This is a genomic window from Labrys sp. Lb11 (genome assembly GCF_057554225.1).
Map to the genome: position 1 here is coordinate 1 of NZ_BAAJOT010000012.1, position 18,163 is coordinate 18,163.

The 18,163-nt window shown below is 67.6% G+C and carries 26 protein-coding genes; 7 read left to right on the plus strand and 19 right to left on the minus strand.

All coding sequences use genetic code 11. The annotated features are described in order from the left end of the window. Window positions 1-76: 76 nt before the first annotated feature. The 18 genes from AC27L4_RS32490 to AC27L4_RS32575 all read right to left on the minus strand — a co-directional run bounded on the left by AC27L4_RS32490 (window position 77) and on the right by AC27L4_RS32575 (window position 11,227). Entirely contained in the window at window positions 77-1,330 is a 1,254-nt protein-coding gene (locus AC27L4_RS32490) for an integrase (RefSeq protein ID WP_487145696.1), read from the minus strand. Next, a complete protein-coding gene (locus AC27L4_RS32495; protein ID WP_487145695.1) occupies window positions 1,302-1,592 on the minus strand; it encodes a hypothetical protein in 291 nt (96 codons plus the stop codon). Before AC27L4_RS32495 ends, AC27L4_RS32490 begins: the two co-directional genes overlap by 29 nt. Beyond that, window positions 1,589-2,044 (minus strand): DUF4326 domain-containing protein, encoded by a 456-nt coding sequence (locus AC27L4_RS32500; RefSeq protein WP_487145694.1) that lies wholly within the window; start codon window positions 2,042-2,044, stop codon window positions 1,589-1,591. The genes AC27L4_RS32495 and AC27L4_RS32500 overlap by 4 nt, the downstream gene beginning before the upstream one ends. After that, window positions 2,037-2,249, minus strand: coding sequence for a hypothetical protein (locus AC27L4_RS32505; protein WP_487145692.1), 213 nt, complete (start codon window positions 2,247-2,249; stop codon window positions 2,037-2,039). The genes AC27L4_RS32500 and AC27L4_RS32505 overlap by 8 nt, the downstream gene beginning before the upstream one ends. Then, entirely contained in the window at window positions 2,246-3,370 is a 1,125-nt protein-coding gene (locus AC27L4_RS32510; RefSeq protein ID WP_487145691.1) for a WYL domain-containing transcriptional factor, read from the minus strand. Before AC27L4_RS32510 ends, AC27L4_RS32505 begins: the two co-directional genes overlap by 4 nt. Beyond that, window positions 3,351-3,812, minus strand: a complete 462-nt coding sequence (gene ssb / locus AC27L4_RS32515) for a single-stranded DNA-binding protein (protein WP_487145690.1) — start codon at window positions 3,810-3,812, stop codon at window positions 3,351-3,353. The genes AC27L4_RS32510 and ssb overlap by 20 nt, the downstream gene beginning before the upstream one ends. Continuing rightward, window positions 3,809-5,035: a DUF5131 family protein gene (locus tag AC27L4_RS32520; protein WP_487145689.1), complete on the minus strand. Its 1,227-nt coding sequence runs from the start codon at window positions 5,033-5,035 to the stop codon at window positions 3,809-3,811. Before AC27L4_RS32520 ends, ssb begins: the two co-directional genes overlap by 4 nt. Before the next feature lie 21 nt (window positions 5,036-5,056). After that, entirely contained in the window at window positions 5,057-5,599 is a 543-nt protein-coding gene (locus AC27L4_RS32525) for an ASCH domain-containing protein (protein WP_487145688.1), read from the minus strand. Further along, the gene (locus AC27L4_RS32530) at window positions 5,596-6,108 is read right to left on the minus strand and encodes a DUF1643 domain-containing protein (protein WP_487145687.1); all 513 of its coding nucleotides are present in this window, start codon (window positions 6,106-6,108) and stop codon (window positions 5,596-5,598) included. The genes AC27L4_RS32525 and AC27L4_RS32530 overlap by 4 nt, the downstream gene beginning before the upstream one ends. Beyond that, entirely contained in the window at window positions 6,105-6,533 is a 429-nt protein-coding gene (locus tag AC27L4_RS32535) for a hypothetical protein (protein ID WP_487145686.1), read from the minus strand. Before AC27L4_RS32535 ends, AC27L4_RS32530 begins: the two co-directional genes overlap by 4 nt. Beyond that, the gene (locus tag AC27L4_RS32540; protein WP_487145685.1) at window positions 6,530-6,847 is read right to left on the minus strand and encodes a hypothetical protein; all 318 of its coding nucleotides are present in this window, start codon (window positions 6,845-6,847) and stop codon (window positions 6,530-6,532) included. Before AC27L4_RS32540 ends, AC27L4_RS32535 begins: the two co-directional genes overlap by 4 nt. Before the next feature lie 2 nt (window positions 6,848-6,849). Next, window positions 6,850-7,965, minus strand: a complete 1,116-nt coding sequence (dnaN, locus tag AC27L4_RS32545) for a DNA polymerase III subunit beta (RefSeq protein ID WP_487145684.1) — start codon at window positions 7,963-7,965, stop codon at window positions 6,850-6,852. Window positions 7,966-8,028: 63 nt separating this feature from the next. Next, window positions 8,029-9,015 (minus strand): DUF2303 family protein, encoded by a 987-nt coding sequence (locus AC27L4_RS32550; RefSeq protein ID WP_487146860.1) that lies wholly within the window; start codon window positions 9,013-9,015, stop codon window positions 8,029-8,031. A 35-nt stretch (window positions 9,016-9,050) separates the two neighbouring features. Next, window positions 9,051-9,389, minus strand: coding sequence for a hypothetical protein (locus AC27L4_RS32555; protein ID WP_487146861.1), 339 nt, complete (start codon window positions 9,387-9,389; stop codon window positions 9,051-9,053). Window positions 9,390-9,402: 13 nt separating this feature from the next. After that, window positions 9,403-10,059: a hypothetical protein gene (locus AC27L4_RS32560; protein ID WP_487146862.1), complete on the minus strand. Its 657-nt coding sequence runs from the start codon at window positions 10,057-10,059 to the stop codon at window positions 9,403-9,405. Further along, complete coding sequence (locus tag AC27L4_RS32565; protein WP_487146863.1) at window positions 10,056-10,394, minus strand: hypothetical protein; 339 nt, start codon at window positions 10,392-10,394, stop codon at window positions 10,056-10,058. The genes AC27L4_RS32560 and AC27L4_RS32565 overlap by 4 nt, the downstream gene beginning before the upstream one ends. Then, complete coding sequence (locus AC27L4_RS32570) at window positions 10,391-10,747, minus strand: hypothetical protein (RefSeq protein WP_487146865.1); 357 nt, start codon at window positions 10,745-10,747, stop codon at window positions 10,391-10,393. Before AC27L4_RS32570 ends, AC27L4_RS32565 begins: the two co-directional genes overlap by 4 nt. Before the next feature lie 15 nt (window positions 10,748-10,762). Further along, window positions 10,763-11,227, minus strand: a complete 465-nt coding sequence (locus AC27L4_RS32575) for a hypothetical protein (protein ID WP_487146866.1) — start codon at window positions 11,225-11,227, stop codon at window positions 10,763-10,765. Between the two features lie 415 nt (window positions 11,228-11,642). Between AC27L4_RS32575 and AC27L4_RS32580 the strand changes: the two genes are divergently transcribed. After that, entirely contained in the window at window positions 11,643-11,942 is a 300-nt protein-coding gene (locus AC27L4_RS32580) for a hypothetical protein (protein ID WP_487146867.1), read from the plus strand. A 3-nt stretch (window positions 11,943-11,945) separates the two neighbouring features. Here AC27L4_RS32580 and AC27L4_RS32585 read toward each other — a convergent pair whose 3' ends face one another. Beyond that, entirely contained in the window at window positions 11,946-12,956 is a 1,011-nt protein-coding gene (locus AC27L4_RS32585; protein WP_487146868.1) for a helix-turn-helix domain-containing protein, read from the minus strand. Window positions 12,957-13,084: 128 nt separating this feature from the next. Here AC27L4_RS32585 and AC27L4_RS32590 point away from each other — a divergent pair, with 128 nt between their 5' ends. The 6 genes from AC27L4_RS32590 (at window position 13,085) to AC27L4_RS32615 (ending at window position 18,135) form a co-directional block, all read left to right on the plus strand. Next, window positions 13,085-13,819, plus strand: a complete 735-nt coding sequence (locus AC27L4_RS32590) for a hypothetical protein (RefSeq protein WP_487146869.1) — start codon at window positions 13,085-13,087, stop codon at window positions 13,817-13,819. An 85-nt stretch (window positions 13,820-13,904) separates the two neighbouring features. Beyond that, window positions 13,905-14,387 carry a hypothetical protein gene (locus AC27L4_RS32595; RefSeq protein WP_487146870.1) on the plus strand — a complete coding sequence of 161 codons (483 nt, stop codon included), beginning with the start codon at window positions 13,905-13,907 and terminating at the stop codon, window positions 14,385-14,387. A 2-nt stretch (window positions 14,388-14,389) separates the two neighbouring features. Then, window positions 14,390-14,677: a hypothetical protein gene (locus AC27L4_RS32600; protein WP_487146871.1), complete on the plus strand. Its 288-nt coding sequence runs from the start codon at window positions 14,390-14,392 to the stop codon at window positions 14,675-14,677. A gap of 4 nt (window positions 14,678-14,681) precedes the next feature. Continuing rightward, on the plus strand, window positions 14,682-15,227 hold the full coding sequence (locus AC27L4_RS32605) for a hypothetical protein (RefSeq protein WP_487146872.1): 546 nt from the start codon (window positions 14,682-14,684) through the stop codon (window positions 15,225-15,227). Next, a complete protein-coding gene (locus tag AC27L4_RS32610) occupies window positions 15,224-15,505 on the plus strand; it encodes a hypothetical protein (RefSeq protein WP_487146873.1) in 282 nt (93 codons plus the stop codon). Before AC27L4_RS32605 ends, AC27L4_RS32610 begins: the two co-directional genes overlap by 4 nt. Next, the gene (locus AC27L4_RS32615) at window positions 15,502-18,135 is read left to right on the plus strand and encodes a DNA methyltransferase (protein ID WP_487146874.1); all 2,634 of its coding nucleotides are present in this window, start codon (window positions 15,502-15,504) and stop codon (window positions 18,133-18,135) included. The genes AC27L4_RS32610 and AC27L4_RS32615 overlap by 4 nt, the downstream gene beginning before the upstream one ends. Window positions 18,136-18,163 lie beyond the last annotated feature (28 nt).

Genomic DNA, 18,163 nt, shown 5'->3' on the forward strand with positions numbered 1-18,163 from the left:
ACTGAAAATCGCAGTGTCGGTGGTTCGATTCCGCCCCTAGGCACCACTTATTTTTTAATGACTTAGCTAGCGATTTTCAGCCTTTGCGAGGCGGCTTGTTACCGTGGCTGTTACCGTGCCCGGTTCCTGTCGTGTTCCGGCTCGCAACCCGTAGCTTCGCGACTTTCCGCGTCTTGGTCATCCGATCGCGATCATAATCCAGCGTGGTCGTCATCTCGGTGTGGGTCGCGGCGTTCATCACCTCGACAGCTCCGGCCCCGGCGTTGAGAGCCTCGGTCACGCCACCGGCCCGGCTGTCCATGTTCCATAGCTTGGTCGGCAGCCCGGCGGCCGTCGCGATCGTCCGGAACTTGCGGGAAAAGTGCGACGGCGTGTAGGGCATGCCTGTGGCCGGATTGATGACGACCGGCCCGACGCGCCGTTCCGGCGGAATTTTCTGCAGTTCGGCCAGCGCGTCCGGCAGGAGGGTGAGGTCGTGCTCGGCGTTTTCCTCGCCGTTCGACTTTGAGGTCGGCTTGACCAGCTGCCATTTCGGACTGATGTGCGACCAGGTCAGGCCCCAGTGCCATATCTTGCCGTTGATGGCGATCGCGCCTTCGGCCCTCTCGTCGGAGGCAAGGCGTAGCCACTCGCCGATCACGTCCTTCTGGCGGATCATCAGGTCGAATTGCAGCGTCATGGCAAGGGCCATCGCCGGTTCATCGAGTTCATGCGCCTTCGCACGGAACGCGACCATCTGGTCATAGGTGACACGTTCCTTTCGCCGCTTCGGGGTCTCGAAACGCATCTCGCGCAGCACTGCCGCCAGCCTAAGGCTCGCGGTGTTGCCGGGGAGCTCGACTCCGAACGAGACGGCGCGCCGCAGGGTCTGAATGCAGCCATAGGCGCCGCGCACGGTCTTTTCTTTCCAGTTCTTGTGCCAGCGCCTGATATCGACGCCACTCACGGTGTCGATCCGGCGATCGCCGACGGTGCGCTTGATGACGCTGAGGTAGCGCGCGTAGAAGTCGCGCGTCGCCTGGCGCTTGTCGCGGTATGGGCTGTCCTGATGCGTCTCGAATGTCTCGCAAAGCCAGCCGATCGTGCCGACGGCATGGACGGTGGGTATTGAGGTCTGGCCGCTGGCCCAGCTCAGCATCTCGGCCTGCAGCCGTCGACAGGTGGATGCAATGAGCGCGGCCTCGATCGGCACGGTGATGTCGCCGTGGAGATTGACCGTTTTCGGCGTATAGCCCTTCTTGACCAGCTTCTCGTCGGCGACCCAGTAGCAATCAATCCGGCCACTGGGCCGGCGCATCTTCTTAAGGCCGGGCGCGTCGCTTTGTGGCATGGGTCCAGTTCTCTCCGGAGTCGGCGGCGGCCGGCACTGCATGGTCGATGAGGCCGTTGCGCTTGTCGAGATAGGCCCGTACGGCCGGCCAGTAGCGGCCGCCATAGAGAGGATCGATGCGAGGCAGGCCGTGACGCTCCTCGACCTGGGCGATGGCCGGCCAGTCCTTGGCGCGTTCGCCGAGGATGGCGCGAGCGATCTCGGCCTCGGTTGCATACAGTGACGAGATGGGGGCAGAAGCGGTGCTGCGATGTCCGCTCATGGGACCGCCTCGCAGATCGGCCCGTTGGCGACGAAACCGAGCGTGTCGGCATGGCAGGGCGCGCAGGCGCGGCAATCCTCGCCGAACGGCTTGCCGCCGGCGTGGGCCGGACAGAGCTTGCACCAGCAGGCGAGGCTTTTGCCGCGGAGGGTCTTGACGATGTCGGCGCGGGTCGGCACCGGGTCGAGGCGGCGGGCGTTGTGCGGGCCGGGCACGGTCAGGTCGGCGCGGTAGAGCTCGATCGCCACGGCCGCGGCGGTCCCGGCGGTGGCGTAGGGGCCCCAGTGGCAGGAGCCCTGCGACACCATCCATTGGGCGATCGCCGGCGCGTCCGCGTCGCGCCGGATGCGGTAGGGGTTGCCCCAGCGCGTCGAGCGGTCGACCTTGATGGTTTCGGGGGGCAGGCGGGCGCCGGCGCGGCGCGAGAGCTGGATGCGGAGGGGCTCAAGCATCGCCGGCCTCCTGCGGACCAGCGCGTTGGACGCGCCGGCGTTCGCACTGATAGCCGTCCTTCCACTGCCATGGCGTCGCGGTCGCGATGCCCTCGCGGACGAGCTCGTCGACGGCGGCGATCTCGTCGGGCGCGGCCCATTCCTCCTGGACCAATGTCCGGCCGGCGAGCAGGCCGTCCCTGATCTCGGCTTTCGTCATGATCATGACCGCCGTCCCTCATGGGGTGGAGGCAGCGCCATGGCGATCGGAAGCGCCGAGCCGGTTGGCTTCGCGGCTTGCTTGGCGCGGATCGCTTCGACCTTCGTCCAGATGCGCGCCAGCTCTGTTTCGCCCGCCGCATGCATATCCATGCCGGCGGCAAGACACAGGGCCGCGAGGGTTACCATCGCGCCGCCGACCTCCTGCGGCGGATCGCCGGCGGGTCGATCGTGCACGTAGTCGACCAGCGCGTGGGCACGCTCCCGAGGATACCCGAGCGATTGCAGGAGCTCGTTAGCCTCCTCGCAGAACCGGTCCATGCGTTCCAGCATGTCGTTGGAAATGGCCTCGCCGAAGCACGCCATCATCCAGGGCTGGACGCGGTCCTGGAACGATGCCGCTACTCGCGCTGGCTCGGGCGGGGCGGCGACGGCGGGCGGCTGGGAGAGGGCGGCGCGGGCGTTTTTGCGCCGCAGGATTGGTTCCAGCGCCCCCGGCTCGATCCTGCGAAGCTCGGCGAAGCGCCTTTCTGCCTCAGCGGGGTCTTCCGTCATCGCGGCGTTCCAGCCTGCGCCAGCGCCGGCGCGATATTGGCTGTCGCAGAGCGCCTCGTGGACATCTCGGGGGATAGTCGCCTCCCGCAGCCGCTTTACCTCGGCCTCAGCGGCGGCGAGGCGTTTAGCCGCCGGCTCGTCCGTTCCTGGATCTATCGCCCCAGCGTCACGAAGGATGCCGTAGAGCGTGGCAGCTACGTCTCCGTCCCACGTTTCGGTGCCGTCCTTCGGGTCCCATTGCGCAAGCCCGAGCGCCTTCGCCAGGACGCCGAAGATAAAGTCGGCGGCATAGTCCGTGCTCTCAGTCTTGGCGGCTTCCTCCGCCTCCGCGAGCCGGGCTGTGAGGTCGGCGACGGTGGCGGGGCCGAATTGGATATCCCGCAGTGCGAAGTCGCGGGCCTCACCCTTGTCGAGGTCGGTCGCCTCCATCAGCCATTGCGGCTCCGGGTGCCAGTCTGTCGCACCGAAATAGACGCGGATCGGCAGGACGCGCCGCCTGGAAACCTCGCCGCGCCAGTTGCGGTACATGAATGTCAGCGCCGTGCCGTCGGCGTCAGAAGGGGATTTCGTCATCGTAGCCTCCGGTCGCCGCCGGCGCCTCGCCTGGGCCCGGGTCGCGCGTGCGGGTGGTGCCGTATTCGTCGGGCGAGGGGGCGGGCCGCTCGGCCCGGTCGAGCAGGGTGAGCTCGCCGCGGAACTGCTGCAGCACGACCTCGGTGCTGTAGCGCTCGGCGCCGGCCTGGTCGGTCCACTTGCGGGTCTGCAGCTTGCCCTCGAGATAGACCTGCGAGCCCTTGCGCAGGTATTGCTCGGCGGTCTTGACCAGCGGTTCGTTGAAGATGACGACCTTGTGCCAGTCGGTGCGCTCGCGCCGCTCGCCCGTGGCCTTGTCGCGCCAGCTCTCGCCGGTCGCGAGCGACAAGGTGGCGACCCGGGCGCTGGTGTTCGTGGTGCGGATTTCCGGATCGCGGCCGAGATGGCCGATCAGGATGACCTTGTTGACGCCGCTGCTCATGCCGCCCTCGGGAGATCGTTGTGCTCGACGCCGTCGAGGAGGCGGCCGGCCCGACGCTTGCCGATCCTCACGCACTGCGTCGCCGATGCCTTGCCCGGGGTGAGTACGTTGAGCGTTTCGACCGGGCCAATCACCTCTGTTTCAGGGCCGCCAGCCCCGTCGTTGAAATGGGCGTGTCCGAGCCATAGGCCCTTGCTCCGGCCTCGCAACGAGCCGTCGCGTGTCGTGTCGGCAGACCAATGCGTGAAGCCGGATTGACCGAACGGCAGCCACTCGCCCCATTGTTTGAAAAAAAAGGGCGCGCGAGCCGCAGTGCAGTGATCGCGGATCGTTCTGACCCAATCCGGGTGGCCCGGCCTGGCGCGCGGGCCGCTTTCGAGGCCAGCGATGACCCAATCGAGTCGCGTGCAGTTCCCGCAGCCGATCCGGCACGGCACTCCCCACGGTGCGCACCGATCGCAGGTCGGCCGTAGATACCGGCTGAGATCGAGTGGCCCCAGCAGCGGCTCGGCCGAGACGAAGCGCACGGCCGCCGGCGCGTCCAGCAGGTCCGGCACGCGCTGGTCGGCCCGGGCCTGGTCCTCGGCCGAGACGCCGAGCCAGACGTTGGGGAGGGGCCAGCGGACCCATGTCGGGTAGGCGCGGCCGGGTTCCGCCCGGCGGAAGAGCTGCGCCGCGGCGCCGTCCTCGGCCAGCCAGGCCGTATCCAGGGCCGAGGCGCGCATCCAGCTGCTGAACGCGGTCGGCCGCTTGTCCGGATCGGGCGCGACGGCGAGACGCAGCTCGTTGGCGATGGTGTAGATGCGACGCACGACGCGGTCATCGGTCAGGTAGGCCAGCATCTCGGCCGACCGCTTGGTCAACACCTGGAAGGTGTGCTGCGGGCAGAGCGCCATGACCGCGAAGACGGCGTCGATCCAGGCCAGGGGCACGTCCTCATGGAACAGATCGCCCATGGAATTGACGAAGATGCGCCGGGGCCTGGCCCAGCGCAGCGGCTGGCGCTGGATGTGCTCGGGCGCCAGGGCGACCTTGCCGGCCCAGACCGGGCCGGCCTTCGACGGTGCGGTCGTGCCGGCATAATGCGTGCCGGGCGTCATCCGCTCGATTCGCGCCGCCATGCTCATGGCGTAGCAATGGGTGCAGCCGGGGGAAACGATGGTGCAGCCGACGATCGGGTTCCAGGTGGCGTCGGTCCACTCGATGCCGGTCTTGTCAGCCATGGATAGGATCCTTCAGGTTCGTCAGAACAGGCCGCCGGGGATGGCCGCTTGCGCCTGGATTGGCGTCGCCGGCGGCGGCACCTGGTCGTGGCCGTCGAGCCAGGACGGCGCGGCGTCCCAGAAGCCCTGCGCGCCGGACATCGGGCCGACAGGCGGGATCAGCTGCAGGATGCCGGTCAGCGGCCAAGCGAAGTTGGCGTGATGGTGCCGGTCGCTGTCGTTGATGGCGCCGCCGAGCTCGCCGACGATCTGCCAGGCGCGGACCGGCGGCTGCAGCACGGCCGTGCCGACCAGGGCGGAGAGTGGCAGGACCGTCGGGTCCGACAGCGCTGCCTCGAGCACGGGCAGCGCTTCGGGGCGCAGGCCGGTGGTCCAGGCATCGTCGCCGCGCAGGCGCTGCACCAGGTCGACGATCTCGCGTCGGACCGGCTTGCGGGCGCCGGCATGGATGCCGATCCTCTGGCCGTGCAGCGACTTCGGGGCGGCCCAGCCTCGGAACTCGTAGGGCTTGAGGCCGAGGATGATCAGCGTCGCCCAAGGCTGCCAGATGGTGATGGCTTTCATGACGGCCTCTGCCATTCGATGAGCGGGGCGGTGTAGGAGAGCATCAGCGGGTGGCGCGGCTGGCCGTCTGCCGCGGTGCCGAAGCACTGCAGTTGCACGCCGAGCCGGTCGGCGATGGCGGCGACCTCCCGCCACCGGCCGCGCAGCCGCTTCGGCAGCTTGGCGAGCGGGCCCCAGGCGGCGATGTGGACGGTGGCCGCTCGCAGCACGCTCTCGATATGAGCGTCGTTGTCGGGGCCGACGGGATCGTCGGCGTGGCGCAATCCGTCGATGTCCGTCGCGACGAAGGCGAACAGGTTGGCGATGATCGTCCGCGAAAATCGCATCCGGGCAGCGAAACCGTCGATCCGGACCACGGTCGGGTCGTCGAGGACATGGCCGGCCCGCGATGGATTGACCATGAGGAAGGCCGCCACGGGGCCGGGCCGGCAATAGTCGCGATCGAGCCGCAGGCGATAGCTGCCGCATGGCGAGAACACGGCCGTGCGCGTCGTCAGGAAATCGCTCACGGCTCGCCGCGCTCCATCTTGTCGGCGTCGGCCTCGATCGCGGCGGCGACCTTCCAGCACCTGGCGCAGATGTCGTTCAGCGAGGTGCCGCGCTCGTCGTGCCACTTCGCTTCGTAGACCGCGGCGTCGGCCTCGGACATGCGCGACACGGCGTCCTCGAGCATCATCCGGTCGGACAGGCTGCCGATGCGGAAGGATCGGAACGCGGCGGCGTAGGACCGCAGGCGGCCGGGATCGGACCAGATCGCCTCGCGGATCGCCGCCGCGGCGTCGCCGTCGACTATGGCGGGAGCCTCGCCGAGCGGCTCCACGAAGAGAAAGGAGGCGCGAAGCACAAGCGCGATCGCCGCAGCATCGTCCGGCGTCGCCCGGAAGGTGATCGCGTCGGATGGATTGACGACGTCGTAGACGAAGGTCTGAGTCATGGCGCGAGCCTCCGGCCGAGATTGTCGCGGCTCGCCGGGTCCAGCAGGCGGGCGAGCTTGGTGTGGAAGCGCTCGTGGACGGCGGCGCCGTCGATGACGCCGCGCTGGGTGGCGTATTCGATGGCGGCGAGCACGTCGCCGCATTCGATCGCGAGCGCGGCACGCGGCGTGTTGTCCATGTCGACATGGCCGGTGCGCGGGTCCTTGACGCCGGGCATGTCGAGCCCGAAGCGCAGGGCCTTGCCGATGGGCTGGACGATCTCGCCGCATTCCTCGCCGATCAGTCCGAGCGCGTAGAGTTCGACGGGGTCCATCGTCACACTCTCATCGGCATGAGCACGACCAGCAGCTCCGGCCGGGTCGGCGAGGCGAAGGTCACCGGCGCGCTGGGCTCGCCGAGGGCGACGTCGACCGTCTCGCCGCCGACGGCGCCGAGGACGTCGGCCACATAGCGGCCGTTGAAGCCGATCTCGAACGGGTCGGCGTCGTAGGCGGCGTCGATCTCGTCGGTGGCGTCGCCGATGTCCGGGTTGAGGCTCGACAGGGTGCAGCGTCCGTCGGCGAGCCCGATCTTCACGGCCCGGCCGCGCTCGCCGCCGATCGCGGTGACCCGGTCGACGGCGCTGGTCAGGGCCGCCCGGTCGAAGCTGGCGATCTTGGTGTTGCCCGACGGAATGACGCGGGCATAGTCGGGATAGGTGCCGTCGACCAGCTTGGAGGTCAGCACGGTGTCACGCGCCGCAAAGCGGATCTTGCCGGCGGAGACGCCGATGACGATGTCGCCCTCGCTGGCCTCGGCCAGCTTGATCACCTCGGTCACCGTCTTGCGCGGGACGATCACGCCGGGCATGCCGGCGGCGCCGTCGGGCAGCGGCATGTCGAGGCGCACCAGGCGGTGCCCGTCCGTGGTGACGCTGCGCAGGCGCGCGGCGGCGGCCTCCTGGTGGATGTGCAGGTAGACGCCGTTGAGGTAGTAGCGCGTCTCCTCGGTGGAGATGGCGAAGGTCACCTGCGTCCACTCGCGCAGCCGGTCGGCCGGCAGGGCGAAGCTGTGCGGCAGGTCGCCGATGCCGAGCCGCGGGAAATCGCGCTCTGGCAGGGTCTGCAGCGTGAAGCGCGAGCGGCCGGAGCGCAGCGCCATGCGGGTGCCGTCCTCCGAGGCCTCGAGGATCACCTGCGACCCGTCCGGCAGCTTCCGGACGATGTCGTGGAGGGTGTTGGCCGGCAGGGTGGTGGCGCCGGGTTGGCCGACCTCGGCGTCGATCGAGGTCGCGGCCTCGATGTCGAGGTCGGTGGCGATGATCGAGAAGCGGCCGCCCTCGGCCGACACCGCCAGGTTGGACAGGATCGGGATGGTGTTGCGGCGCTCCACGATCCGCACCAGCGGCCCGAGGGCCTTGTAGAGCTGGCTGCGCGAGAGGGTGACCTTCATGGCGGGGTCTCGGTCCTGCGGGAGGATGCGCCGGCGGCTGCCGCCGGCGCGGGAGGCGGGCGGTCAGCCGGCGATTTCCGGCGTGCCCTCGAAGGCCGGCAGGGCGGTGCGCTTGGCGGCGTCGACCATGTCGTTCTGCACCTGGACGCGCAGCTCGAAGTCCCAGCGATAGAGCTGGTAGTGCCACTTGATGCCGCCGCCGGCGATGCGGTAGCGCAGCCGCGCCGGGATGCGCACGGCGGCGCCGTCGAGGAAGGCCGGCACGCTCACCATGAAGATGCCGGGGATTTCGACCGGCTGGCCCTTGGCGTTGGTGTGCTCCTCGGTAAACTCGATCGTCCGCTCGCCGGTCTGCAGGCGCGCGCCGTTCTTCACCTTGTGGCTGACGAACACCTCCAGGTAGCGCGAGAGGTCGAGCAGCTCGTTGGGCGTGGCGAAGCGCTCCTTGAACAGGCGCTCATACTCGCTCTTCTCGCCGTCGAGCGGCGCTGCCAGCTCGGCCGCGTGATCCTCGAGGAAGCGGGCGAATTCGACCTGCTCCATCGGCTTGCCGTTGCCCTCGATCCAGGCGACGAGCTCGGGCGTGACCGGGAAGGGGTAGATGATGCGGTGCTCGCACAGCCGCGCGGCATTGGCGGCGTCGTGATAGTCGATCACGGCCGTCAGGGTCGGCTTCGGCCATTTGGTCTCGGCGAAGATGACGCTGCCGTCGTTCTTGTGCCGGTTCACCAGGTCGACGAAACTGCCCAGGGTCGTGACGATGGCCTTGCCGCGGCGGCGGTCCGGGCCGGTGCGGTAGGCCTCGATCTGGTCGCGCAGCGGCGAGACCTTGCGGTTCGCGTGGTCGACCAGCACCGGCACGGCCGACGGCAGGCCGTCGCCGAGCTCCGACACCGGCAGGTTGATGATGGTCAGTGCGTTGGCCGCCTTGGCCAGGGTGCTGATCGCCTCGATGCCCTCGCCATGGTCGGGCAGGGCGGCGGCATAGGTCGCCGGCAGCAGGGTGCTGCCGATCTCGGCATGGGTGTCGATGGCCGTGGGTTCCGGCATGGTGGTGTCTCCTTTGTTGCGAGGCTGGGCGCCGGTCAGACGACGCCGCGTTCGGACGCGCGCTCGCTGTCGCGCGGGAACATGTCGATCTGGCTGGGATGCTGCAGGCTGAGGCCGCCGTCATAGGCCCAGAAGGTGGTGGGCGCGTTGGCCCGCTCCTCCGGCAGCTTGGACTTGACCGTCGGCATGATCTGGCGCGAGCCGCTGTCGGCCTTGATCTTGACGGTGAGCGTGATGGTCGCTTCGCCCTTCTCGTCGACCTGGGCCTCGAGCGTCTGCATCATGGTGTTCCAGTGCTCGTTGACGCGGTTGACGAAGCGGCCGCGGTCGAGGAGTTGGACCGCTTCGAAAAAGCTGTTGATGGTGCGGGACATGGTTTCCTCTCGGTCAAATCCCGCGTGCCTGCGGGCAATAGGTGCGCAGCCGGGCCATCCATTCGTCGGCGGCGCGGGGCCACGGCCAGACGGTGATCCGGCCGCGCAGGCGGATCGGCTCGGCGGCCTCGACGGCCGGGGCCCAGGGCCGCGGCGGCTTGACCATCAGGTGGTCGCGCTCGGTGCGCAGCATGCGGATGTCCATGCTCTTGACGGCGTCGAGGCTGTTGCCGCGCGGCAGGCGTGCGCCGGCGGCCAGGAAGATGGCGGCGTCGAGATCGCCCTTCAGGCCGTCGCGGGCAACCGTGTAAATCTGCTGGTGCCACAGTTCGCGGTCGGCATGCGGCCGCCCGGTGATGCGCTGCAGCAGCACCGCCTGGCGCTCGTTGATGGTGGCGGTCACCGGCGATATCTCGTCGCCGATATAGGCCTCGTGCCCGTCATGCAGCAGGAATGCCGCCGCCAGGTCGGGCCGGCCGGTCTCCTGCATCATCGCGTCGCAGCCGAGCACGCTGTGCTGGGCGATCGAGTAAATGCCGCCCTGCACCTGGCCGGCGTAGCGCGTCTGCCGCGCCAGCGGCCCGGCGACGTCGACGGGAAAGTCGATGTCCTCGGCCGTCGGGGCAGCGAGGTCGAAGGCCTTGCCGCTGGCGGTTTGCATCCACGTCATTGCAGGGTCGCCTTGCCGCTGGCCCGCGCCTGGTCCGGCGCGCCGCGGGCGCTGCAGTCGAAGGCCCGCTGCAGCTGCTCCGAGGCCATGGTGACGACGGCGTCCGGCGCCACGCCCTGCGTGATCCAGAGCAGTTCGTTGACGTAGATCTGCGTCAGGACCGCGGCCAGCATGTAGGCATAGGCCTCGGTCGAGCCGGTCGCGCGGCCGAGGCTGTCGACGACGGCCTTGCACATGCCGGTGCGATGCCGATGCAGGGCCGACAGCACGTCCTGGCCCATGGCATCCATGGCGACGACCATGGGATGGTCGGCAGGCGGGGACGAGCCGGTCATTGGGTCATCACCCTGACGAAGGGGATGCTGCCGTCGGCCTGCGCCTGTTTGGCCGTCATATCGTAATTGTCGAGCCAGTAACCCCGTGCGGCACCCAGAGATGCGGCGGTCACCGCGCCGTTGTCGTCAAGCATCTCGACGGCTTCCGAGATGTAGACGGTCGACATGGCCGCCACGATAGCCGCACAATGAATGGCGGGCTTGTCGGGGAAGCGCGCGTCGGCCTCGATCGTCTGCATCAGGCCGCTGCGATGCTTGTTCATCACCTCCATGAGGTCCGTGGCGAGGTGATGCATCCGCTGATCCAGGGGGAGCGGCGGCGCGGCGGCGCCGTCGGCGGGCGTCTTGGTCATCGCGGCAGGCCCCGGTCAGGCGGCGTAGCGGCGCGGCAGGGCGGCCGCGAGGGTGCGGATGCGGCCGACGGCCTCGTGGCCGTGCCGGTCGACCTGGTCGCCGGTCCAGCCGACGCGCACCAGGTCGGGGGCCTCGATCACCGCGTCGTCGCCGCGGCGCTGGATCATCTCGGCGAGGTCCTCGGCCATGCGCAGCACGATCATCTTCGCCGTGGTCATCTGGTGGCGCATCAGCGGCCAGATCGGCCCGTCATGGGTGACGAAATAGGCGTCGACCGGGCGGCGGTCGGGGCGGACGGCGAGGGAGACGACGATCTCGCCCGGGCCGGGCTCGCCGAAGCGGACGTGGCCCTCGGCGAACAGCCGGCGGGTGAAGGCCTGCTTGTCGGAAGCGCGGAACTTGTGCTGGGCGAAGAAGGCGTCGAGCGTGGTCTCGCTCTCGGCGCCGTCGAGGCGGATGGTGATGTCCGGGGTGCGCATGGGGTGCCTCCATCGGGTGGATGGCGGCGACCGTAAGTGGGTTTTGCCCCACTGTCAACAGGACAGTGGGTGTAAACCCATTCATGTTGATGTCACGTGCGTCGAATCACCGCGTAAAAATCGATCGCGATTGTTCTTGATATGTTCTAAATCATGAGTCAGTTTGTCGCATCTGCCCAGGAGGAACGTGGTAAGGCCATGGATGAGATCACGCGCAGCTTTCGGCTGCATGTCGTATGCAACAATTGCCTTCGCCAGCGGTCAAAAGTCGTCAATGTTCCGATAGTCGACGAAGATCCTGTCGATCTCGATGAACTGTCTGATAGTCAGTTTGTCGCGCTGCAGCGGTTCGAATGCTCGGACTGTGGCGGGTGCATTGCGACGCTTGTCGCGATTACAAGGGAGGTCTCAGGCCATGCAACAGGTTGGTCAGGAAGTGAGTGCGTTGATCATCATCAAGCCGAGCAGCGCGCTCGCCATGTCGCATGATGAGCGTCTTCTCGCATTCCTGGTGCAGCGGTTTCCGCAGTTTTCGTTCCGCTTGCTCGACAGCGGGCCGTTTCAGCATGAGTTCGACTACGTCGTGATCCCGATCATGAATGCACCTGGTGGCAAGGGGGACGCTATTCGACTTTGTCGACCTCTTGATTACGAAATACGGATAGAAATTAAGGACGCGCTGGCCGACTTTCACGATCACTGCAAGCTACAGTGACAGTTATGAAAGTGGTACCTCGTTAAGAATTTTGCGGACGACGGCTATAATCTCGACTGTCGTCCCTTCATCGGCGTGCGCGTTGCGTTCAATTACAATCGGCTTGTGTCGAGGATTGGTCGAGCGGGGGTGAAATTCGACGCGATCTTCGTAGAGCTCAAGCTGCTTGATCGACCATTCACGCATGTGTCCGCCATCGCGCGTGCGCTCGACCACAACTGTCATTCCGTCGCGGAGTGGGACGCGGTGCGCGATGTCCTCGTAGGCGACAGCCAGGACGGTATCTCCGGGTAGTATCGGGCGCGGCTTCAGATCGTTCATGCTGTCGCCGGCCACATCCCAAGCCAAGTGGCGAGCATTCGGGAACGTCTCGTCTCTGCTGACGAAGATGGTGCGTGGCTCGGATTGGTCGAAGTCATCCACCTCGCGGAACGCCCCTGCCTCGACGATGCCACTTGTCCGGACCGGCACAAGTTGTCTATCCGTTGGGGTGATCTCTGGCAACGGGGCAGGGTCATCGGTATCCCCGGTAAGGTAGGCGACGCTCGTTTCGAGCGCAGCGGCCAGGCGCTTCAGGTTGCTGCCGCGGATCGTTGCTTTCTTCCCCCTGACGATCTCGCTGACATATGTCCGCTCAAAGCCGCCCCGTTCTGCCGCCTTGAAGGCATTGAAGGGCAGGACGTTGAGGCGCGCGATCACGCGATCCTGAAGGGACGGCTGCTTTTCCATGGCATGGGTTTTATCCGATGTCTTGCCCGTCATTGCGAGGCTGAGATCGCCCATTGACAAAGTGGGTCTAAACCCACTAGCCTTGTTTTCATCATGGAAAACGAGCTGCGGCACCATCTGCTGATCTGCGCCCTGGCATACATCGGGGCACGAAGGCTGAAGCTGAGCACCATCGGCCGCGAGGTCGCGGGCGACTCTCGGTTCTTTCTGCGCTTGCAGCGAGATGGCGAGGCGACCTTCACCGTCAGAAAGTATGACGCCGTCGTTGCGTGGTTCGCTGATCATTGGCCACCTGACCTTCCCTGGCCGTCTGAAGTTCCTCGCCCCGCTGTCGTTAACGGATCGGTCGGGGCCGATGCCGCCGGGGCGCCTCCCGCCCCGGCGGCCTTTTCCGAACCCATGGAGGCGGCCGAATGAGCGGCAGCACGTTGACCGAAGTCCAGCGCGGCCAGGTTCAGGCGATGCTCGACGAGCGCGACGCGAAGAACCTGAAGGCGATCACGCGCATGCTCGACGATCGGGATGCCCGGCATCGTCGCGACGTCCAGCGCGATTTCGGTGCCTACCAGGCGGCCTATCTCAATGCTGAAGCTGAGGCGTCGAAGCAGCCGCCGGCGGAGGATCAGGATCGCGAGATTGCCCTAGGTCAGCTTTGGCGGCTTGTCCGGCCGCTTGAGGGTGAGGGTGCGGGTCTTGCCGATTTTCGCCGCGCCGTCGACGGGCACTCTCTCGAAAACATCAGGCTCGCGCTCGACCTTGCCGCCCACCAGCGGGCGACGCTGCTCGCGCGCCTGCTGCACGGCGGGCCGGATGTGTTCGCGGCCTGGGCCGCCGGCCAGGTTCGCGATCTGCTCGAGGACCTTCTGGAGCTGGTCGGCAGTCTTGTCGGAGAAGTCCTGGTTCAGCCCGCGGGCGCGGCGGACGACGGCACTGCGGGCGCCGAGGGGCGTGACGGTGCCGTCGCCCGCGATCTGGGCGAGGTCGCCGGCGAGCGCGATCATCAGCCGGAGCGCGGCCTTGGCTTCGAATTCGCTGAAAAGGTCGATCCTGTCGGTCATGGGTCCTCGCTCGGTCTGGCCGAATTCGATGTCTGGACTGCGTCCCTCAGGTCGCTGATCGCGGCCTCCGGCAGGAGCGGCGCGTCATGACCTGACGCTGCGACACTGACAGACAAAATCCGTTCCCGGAACGGGAAAACGTGACGCGTTTTCCCGTTGACAAGAGAGCTTTGCCATGAGTGGCCCGATCTCGGATGCCTGGTTCCACCGCATCAAGGGCGCGACGCGCGACCTGGTGAAGGCCTGCGGCGGCATCGTCCGCGCCGGCGAGATCGCGCACGCCTCGAAATCCGAGGTGTCGCGCTGGCAGGCGGCCGGCGACCCGGACATCATCCCGCTGCCGGCCGTGATGGCCCTCGAAGCCGATTGCGGCCTGCTGCTGGTGACGACGGCCCAGGCCGAGCTCAACGGCCGGCGGCTCGCCGACCCGGAGGGCGACAGCGCGCGGCTCTCCTGCATCTTCGCCAGCTTCGGCGAGACCATGCGCTCCGCCTCCGACCTGATGGCCGCCGGCGCCAACGCCATGGCCGACGGGCAGGTGACCGCGGCCGAGGCCGAAATCCTGTCGCGCTGCGCCGCCGACCTCGGCCGGCAGCTGCAGCATTTCCAGGGCGCCGTCGCCGACGCCAAGGCGCGGCCGTCGCTGCGGGTGGCCTGACCATGGCCACCCGCAGCGCCCTCAAGGCCGAGGCCTGGCCGGTCCTGACGCGATGCGTCGGCGACGACAGGCAGCGCCGGTCGTTCCACGTCATCCAGTGCTCGCACTGCGACGAGGAGGGCCGCATCCCCACCACCCGTTCCGGCCAGCTGACCCCGCAGCATGTGGTCCTGGCCTTCGACCGCCGCGGCTGGCACGTCGGCAGCGGCAGCGCCTCCCCGAAAAACCTCTGCCCCGCCTGCAATGGCCGCCGCGTGCGGCCGGTTGGGGGGGGGCAAACCGAAGGCTGAGACCATGCCTGCCAAGCTTGCCGAGACGATGATATTGACCATGCCGCCCGAGGCCGCCGGGCAGCTGCGCGAGACGCTGCTGGCCGGCGCGGCGACGGCGCCGTTGACGGCGTCGGAGCAGATGCCGACGCCGGCCGCCGCCGAAAAGAACCGGGCCGTGCTGATGGGGCTCGACGATTATTTCGACATCGGCCGCTCCGCCTACAAGGCCGGATGGTCCGACGAGAAACTGGCCAAGGAATGCGGCGTCGCCGTCGAGAACGTCCGGCAGCTGCGCATGATGGCCTATGGCGAGATCAAGGAAGACCCCGCCGTCACCGAAATGAAGACGCTGCGCAAGGAGATTGAGGTCGTGCTCGGCCATCTGCGGAGCACTCTCTTCGACCTCGGCGCGATCGCGGGCGCCGCCGCGCGGATGAAGGCCTCCGTCGGCGAGATCGAGGCAACCGCCTCGACCGCCAGGGCCCAGAACAGGCTCGGCGCCGATGCCTGCGAGCGCATCCTGGCCAGGATCGACGAAGACCTCAAGCGCTTGGGGGCGTCGGCATGACCGGGCAGCCCCACACCATCATCCTGCAGGCGTCGATCGCGGTTCCGGAGGACGTGCAGGTGATCCGCGACGAGGACGGCGATATCGGCGTCGCCACGGTCAAGGGCGGCAAGGAGACCGTCATCGTGCCGCCGGTCTCGCTGGACGAGGCCGTCAAGGTCGCCTCGGCCGTGCTGCTGCGGGAAAATGCCGCCCGCTCGGCGCCGCGCAACCTCGACCTGCTGGCCGCGCACCTGCTGGCGCTGGTCACGCTGCCGCGCGACGGGGGCGGAGCATGAACGCGCCGGTCTCCTACCAGGATTTCCTCAACGCCAAGATCAAGCTGGCCCGGGCCGGCGGCTTCGAGATCGAGGCTTCCGAGGTGAACCCGCTGCTGAAGCCGCACCAGGCCGCCATCGTCCGCTGGGCGGTGGCGGGCGGCCGACGCGCGATCTTCGCCGCCTTCGGGCTGGGCAAGACGGTGATCCAGCTGGAAATCCTGCGCCTGGTCCTGGCGCGCACCGGCGGCCGCGGGCTGATCGTGGCGCCGCTCGGCGTCCGCCAGGAATTCATGCGCGACGCGGCGATGCTCGGCATCGGGCTGACGTTCATCCGGCGGATCGAGGAGGCCGGCGCCGACGGGCTCTACATCACCAATTACGAGCCCGTGCGCGACGGCAAGCTCGACCCGAACGCCTTCGTCGCCGCCTGCCTGGATGAAGCGAGCTGCCTGCGCGGCTTCGGCGGCACCAAGACCTTCCGGGAGTTCATGGCGCTGTTCGCCGGCGACCGGAAGACCATGGATGCGCGCGCGATCAGCGCCGGCGTGCGCTACCGCTTCATCGCGACGGCGACGCCGGCGCCGAACGAGTACATCGAGCTGCTGGCCTACTCTGCCTTCCTCGGCATCATGGACGTCGGCGAAGCCAAGACGCGGTTCTTCAAGCGCAACAGCGAGAAGGCCGACCAGCTCACGCTGCATGCCCACAAGGAACGAGAATTCTGGACCTGGATGGCGTCGTGGGCGCTGTTCGTGCAGACGCCGTCCGATCTCGGCTTTTCGGACGAGGGCTATGTGCTGCCGGCGATCGAGGTGCGCTGGCACGAGATCCCTGCAGGGGCCGGCGAGTTCGTGTCGGACAGGTCCGGTCAGGGCCAGCTGTTCCGCAACGCGGCCGCCAGCCTCTCGGCGGCGGCGCGCGAGAAGCGCGACAGCCTCGCCGCCCGGGTCGCCCACATGGCCGACCTTCGTCGGGCCGAGCCCGACGCGCATTTCCTGATCTGGCACGACCTCGAGGCCGAGCGGCACGCGATCGCGCGTGCCCTGCCGGGTATCGCCTGCGTCTTCGGCTCGCAGGACATGGACGAGCGAGAAAGGACCATCATCGATTTCAGCGAGGGCCGGATCAAGGACCTCGCGGCAAAACCCTCGATCGCGGGATCGGGTTGCAATTTCCAGAAGCATTGCCACCGGGCGATCTTTCTCGGCGTCGGCTACAAGTTCAACGATTTCATCCAGGCGATCCATCGCATCCAGAGATTCCTGCAGGATCGGCCGGTGATCATCGACATCATCTACACCGATGCTGAACGGCCGATCCGACGCGCCCTCGAAGACAAGTGGCAGCGACACAAGGAGCTCGTGGCGGAGATGACCGGCATCATTCGGGAATACGGCCTCAGCGAGGCCGCCATGGCGAAGTCCCTGGCGCGGGGCATGGGCGTCGAGCGGATCGAGGTGACGGCCGAGCGCTACCGGCTGGTCAACAATGACTGCGTGCTGGAAACGCAGGCGATGGCGGAGAACAGCGTCGACCTGATCGTCTCCTCGATCCCATTTTCGATGCAGTACGAGTATTCGCCGAAGTACAACGATTTCGGCCACACCGACAACAACGCCCATTTCTGGGCGCAGATGGACTATCTCATCCCGCAATTGCTGCGGGTGCTCAAACCGGGCCGGGACTGCTGCATCCACGTCAAGGACCGGGTCGTGCCCGGCGGCATGACCGGGCTCGGCTTCCAGACGATCTATCCCTTCGCCGACGATTGCCGGGCGCATTTCGGCCGGCACGGCTTCGCCTATCTCGGGGAGAAGACGAACCTCACCGACGTCGTCCGCGAAAACAACCAGACCTATCGGCTCGGCCATGGCGAGCAGCTGAAGGACGGCACGCGCATGGGCTGCGGCATCCCCGAAAAAGTGCTGCTGTTCCGCAAGCCGCCGTCCGACCGGTCGAACGGCTATGCCGACGAACCAGTGGTGAAGCCGCGGCCCGACTATATGGATCGCGACGGAGTGAAGGCGAAGTACAGCCGCCATCACGACCAGAGCGGCCAGATCGTGCCGGTGCCGGGCACCGGCTACAGCCGGGCGCGCTGGCAGGTCGACGCGCACCACCTGATGCGCTCCAGCGGCAACCGGCTGGTGGCGCCGCAGGAATGGGCGGCCTTCCCGGCCGACCAGGTCTATCGCCTGTGGCGCGAGCTCAACCTCTCGCAGATCTACGACTTCGAGCACCATGTGCGGATCGGCGAGGAGCTGCACGCGCGCGGCCGCCTGCCGCCGACATTCATGCTGCTGCCGCCGCACTCCTGGCACCCGGACGTGTGGACGGACACGGCCCAGATGGTCAGTCTCAACACGATGCAGGCGGCGGCAAATGCCGAGAAGCACATCTGCCCGCTGCCCTTCGACATTGTCGATCGGCTGATCACCCAGTTCTCGCAGCCGGGCGAAGTGGTGCTCGACCCGTTCGGCGGCCTGATGACCGTGCCCTACCGGGCGCTGCTGCTCGGCCGCCGCGGCATCGGCATCGAGCTCAACCCGGCCTATTTCCTCGACGGGGTCAAGCATTGCGAGGCGCAGGCCCGGCAGATGGCGGTGCCGACCCTGTTCGACCTGTTGCAGGGCGAGGTGGCGGCATGAGCAGGCAGCGCCCCTGGACGGACAGGGA

Coding starts and splice junctions, on each gene's coding strand:
- AC27L4_RS32600 (WP_487146871.1), top strand. CDS start 14,390: ATGGCCACCCGCAGCGCCCTCAAGGCCGAGGCCTGGCCGGTCCTGACG.
- AC27L4_RS32505 (WP_487145692.1), bottom strand. CDS start 2,249: ATGATCATGACGAAAGCCGAGATCAGGGACGGCCTGCTCGCCGGCCGG.
- AC27L4_RS32540 (WP_487145685.1), bottom strand. CDS start 6,847: ATGGACCCCGTCGAACTCTACGCGCTCGGACTGATCGGCGAGGAATGC.
- AC27L4_RS32520 (WP_487145689.1), bottom strand. CDS start 5,035: ATGGCTGACAAGACCGGCATCGAGTGGACCGACGCCACCTGGAACCCG.
- AC27L4_RS32580 (WP_487146867.1), top strand. CDS start 11,643: ATGCAACAGGTTGGTCAGGAAGTGAGTGCGTTGATCATCATCAAGCCG.
- AC27L4_RS32490 (WP_487145696.1), bottom strand. CDS start 1,330: ATGCCACAAAGCGACGCGCCCGGCCTTAAGAAGATGCGCCGGCCCAGT.
- AC27L4_RS32585 (WP_487146868.1), bottom strand. CDS start 12,956: ATGATCAGCGAACCACGCAACGACGGCGTCATACTTTCTGACGGTGAA.
- AC27L4_RS32605 (WP_487146872.1), top strand. CDS start 14,682: ATGCCTGCCAAGCTTGCCGAGACGATGATATTGACCATGCCGCCCGAG.
- AC27L4_RS32495 (WP_487145695.1), bottom strand. CDS start 1,592: ATGAGCGGACATCGCAGCACCGCTTCTGCCCCCATCTCGTCACTGTAT.
- AC27L4_RS32535 (WP_487145686.1), bottom strand. CDS start 6,533: ATGACTCAGACCTTCGTCTACGACGTCGTCAATCCATCCGACGCGATC.
- AC27L4_RS32615 (WP_487146874.1), top strand. CDS start 15,502: ATGAACGCGCCGGTCTCCTACCAGGATTTCCTCAACGCCAAGATCAAG.
- AC27L4_RS32575 (WP_487146866.1), bottom strand. CDS start 11,227: ATGCGCACCCCGGACATCACCATCCGCCTCGACGGCGCCGAGAGCGAG.
- AC27L4_RS32565 (WP_487146863.1), bottom strand. CDS start 10,394: ATGACCGGCTCGTCCCCGCCTGCCGACCATCCCATGGTCGTCGCCATG.
- AC27L4_RS32500 (WP_487145694.1), bottom strand. CDS start 2,044: ATGCTTGAGCCCCTCCGCATCCAGCTCTCGCGCCGCGCCGGCGCCCGC.
- ssb (WP_487145690.1), bottom strand. CDS start 3,812: ATGAGCAGCGGCGTCAACAAGGTCATCCTGATCGGCCATCTCGGCCGC.
- AC27L4_RS32610 (WP_487146873.1), top strand. CDS start 15,224: ATGACCGGGCAGCCCCACACCATCATCCTGCAGGCGTCGATCGCGGTT.
- AC27L4_RS32590 (WP_487146869.1), top strand. CDS start 13,085: ATGAGCGGCAGCACGTTGACCGAAGTCCAGCGCGGCCAGGTTCAGGCG.
- AC27L4_RS32510 (WP_487145691.1), bottom strand. CDS start 3,370: ATGACGAAATCCCCTTCTGACGCCGACGGCACGGCGCTGACATTCATG.
- AC27L4_RS32550 (WP_487146860.1), bottom strand. CDS start 9,015: ATGCCGGAACCCACGGCCATCGACACCCATGCCGAGATCGGCAGCACC.
- AC27L4_RS32555 (WP_487146861.1), bottom strand. CDS start 9,389: ATGTCCCGCACCATCAACAGCTTTTTCGAAGCGGTCCAACTCCTCGAC.
- dnaN (WP_487145684.1), bottom strand. CDS start 7,965: ATGAAGGTCACCCTCTCGCGCAGCCAGCTCTACAAGGCCCTCGGGCCG.
- AC27L4_RS32595 (WP_487146870.1), top strand. CDS start 13,905: ATGAGTGGCCCGATCTCGGATGCCTGGTTCCACCGCATCAAGGGCGCG.
- AC27L4_RS32560 (WP_487146862.1), bottom strand. CDS start 10,059: ATGACGTGGATGCAAACCGCCAGCGGCAAGGCCTTCGACCTCGCTGCC.
- AC27L4_RS32525 (WP_487145688.1), bottom strand. CDS start 5,599: ATGAAAGCCATCACCATCTGGCAGCCTTGGGCGACGCTGATCATCCTC.
- AC27L4_RS32570 (WP_487146865.1), bottom strand. CDS start 10,747: ATGACCAAGACGCCCGCCGACGGCGCCGCCGCGCCGCCGCTCCCCCTG.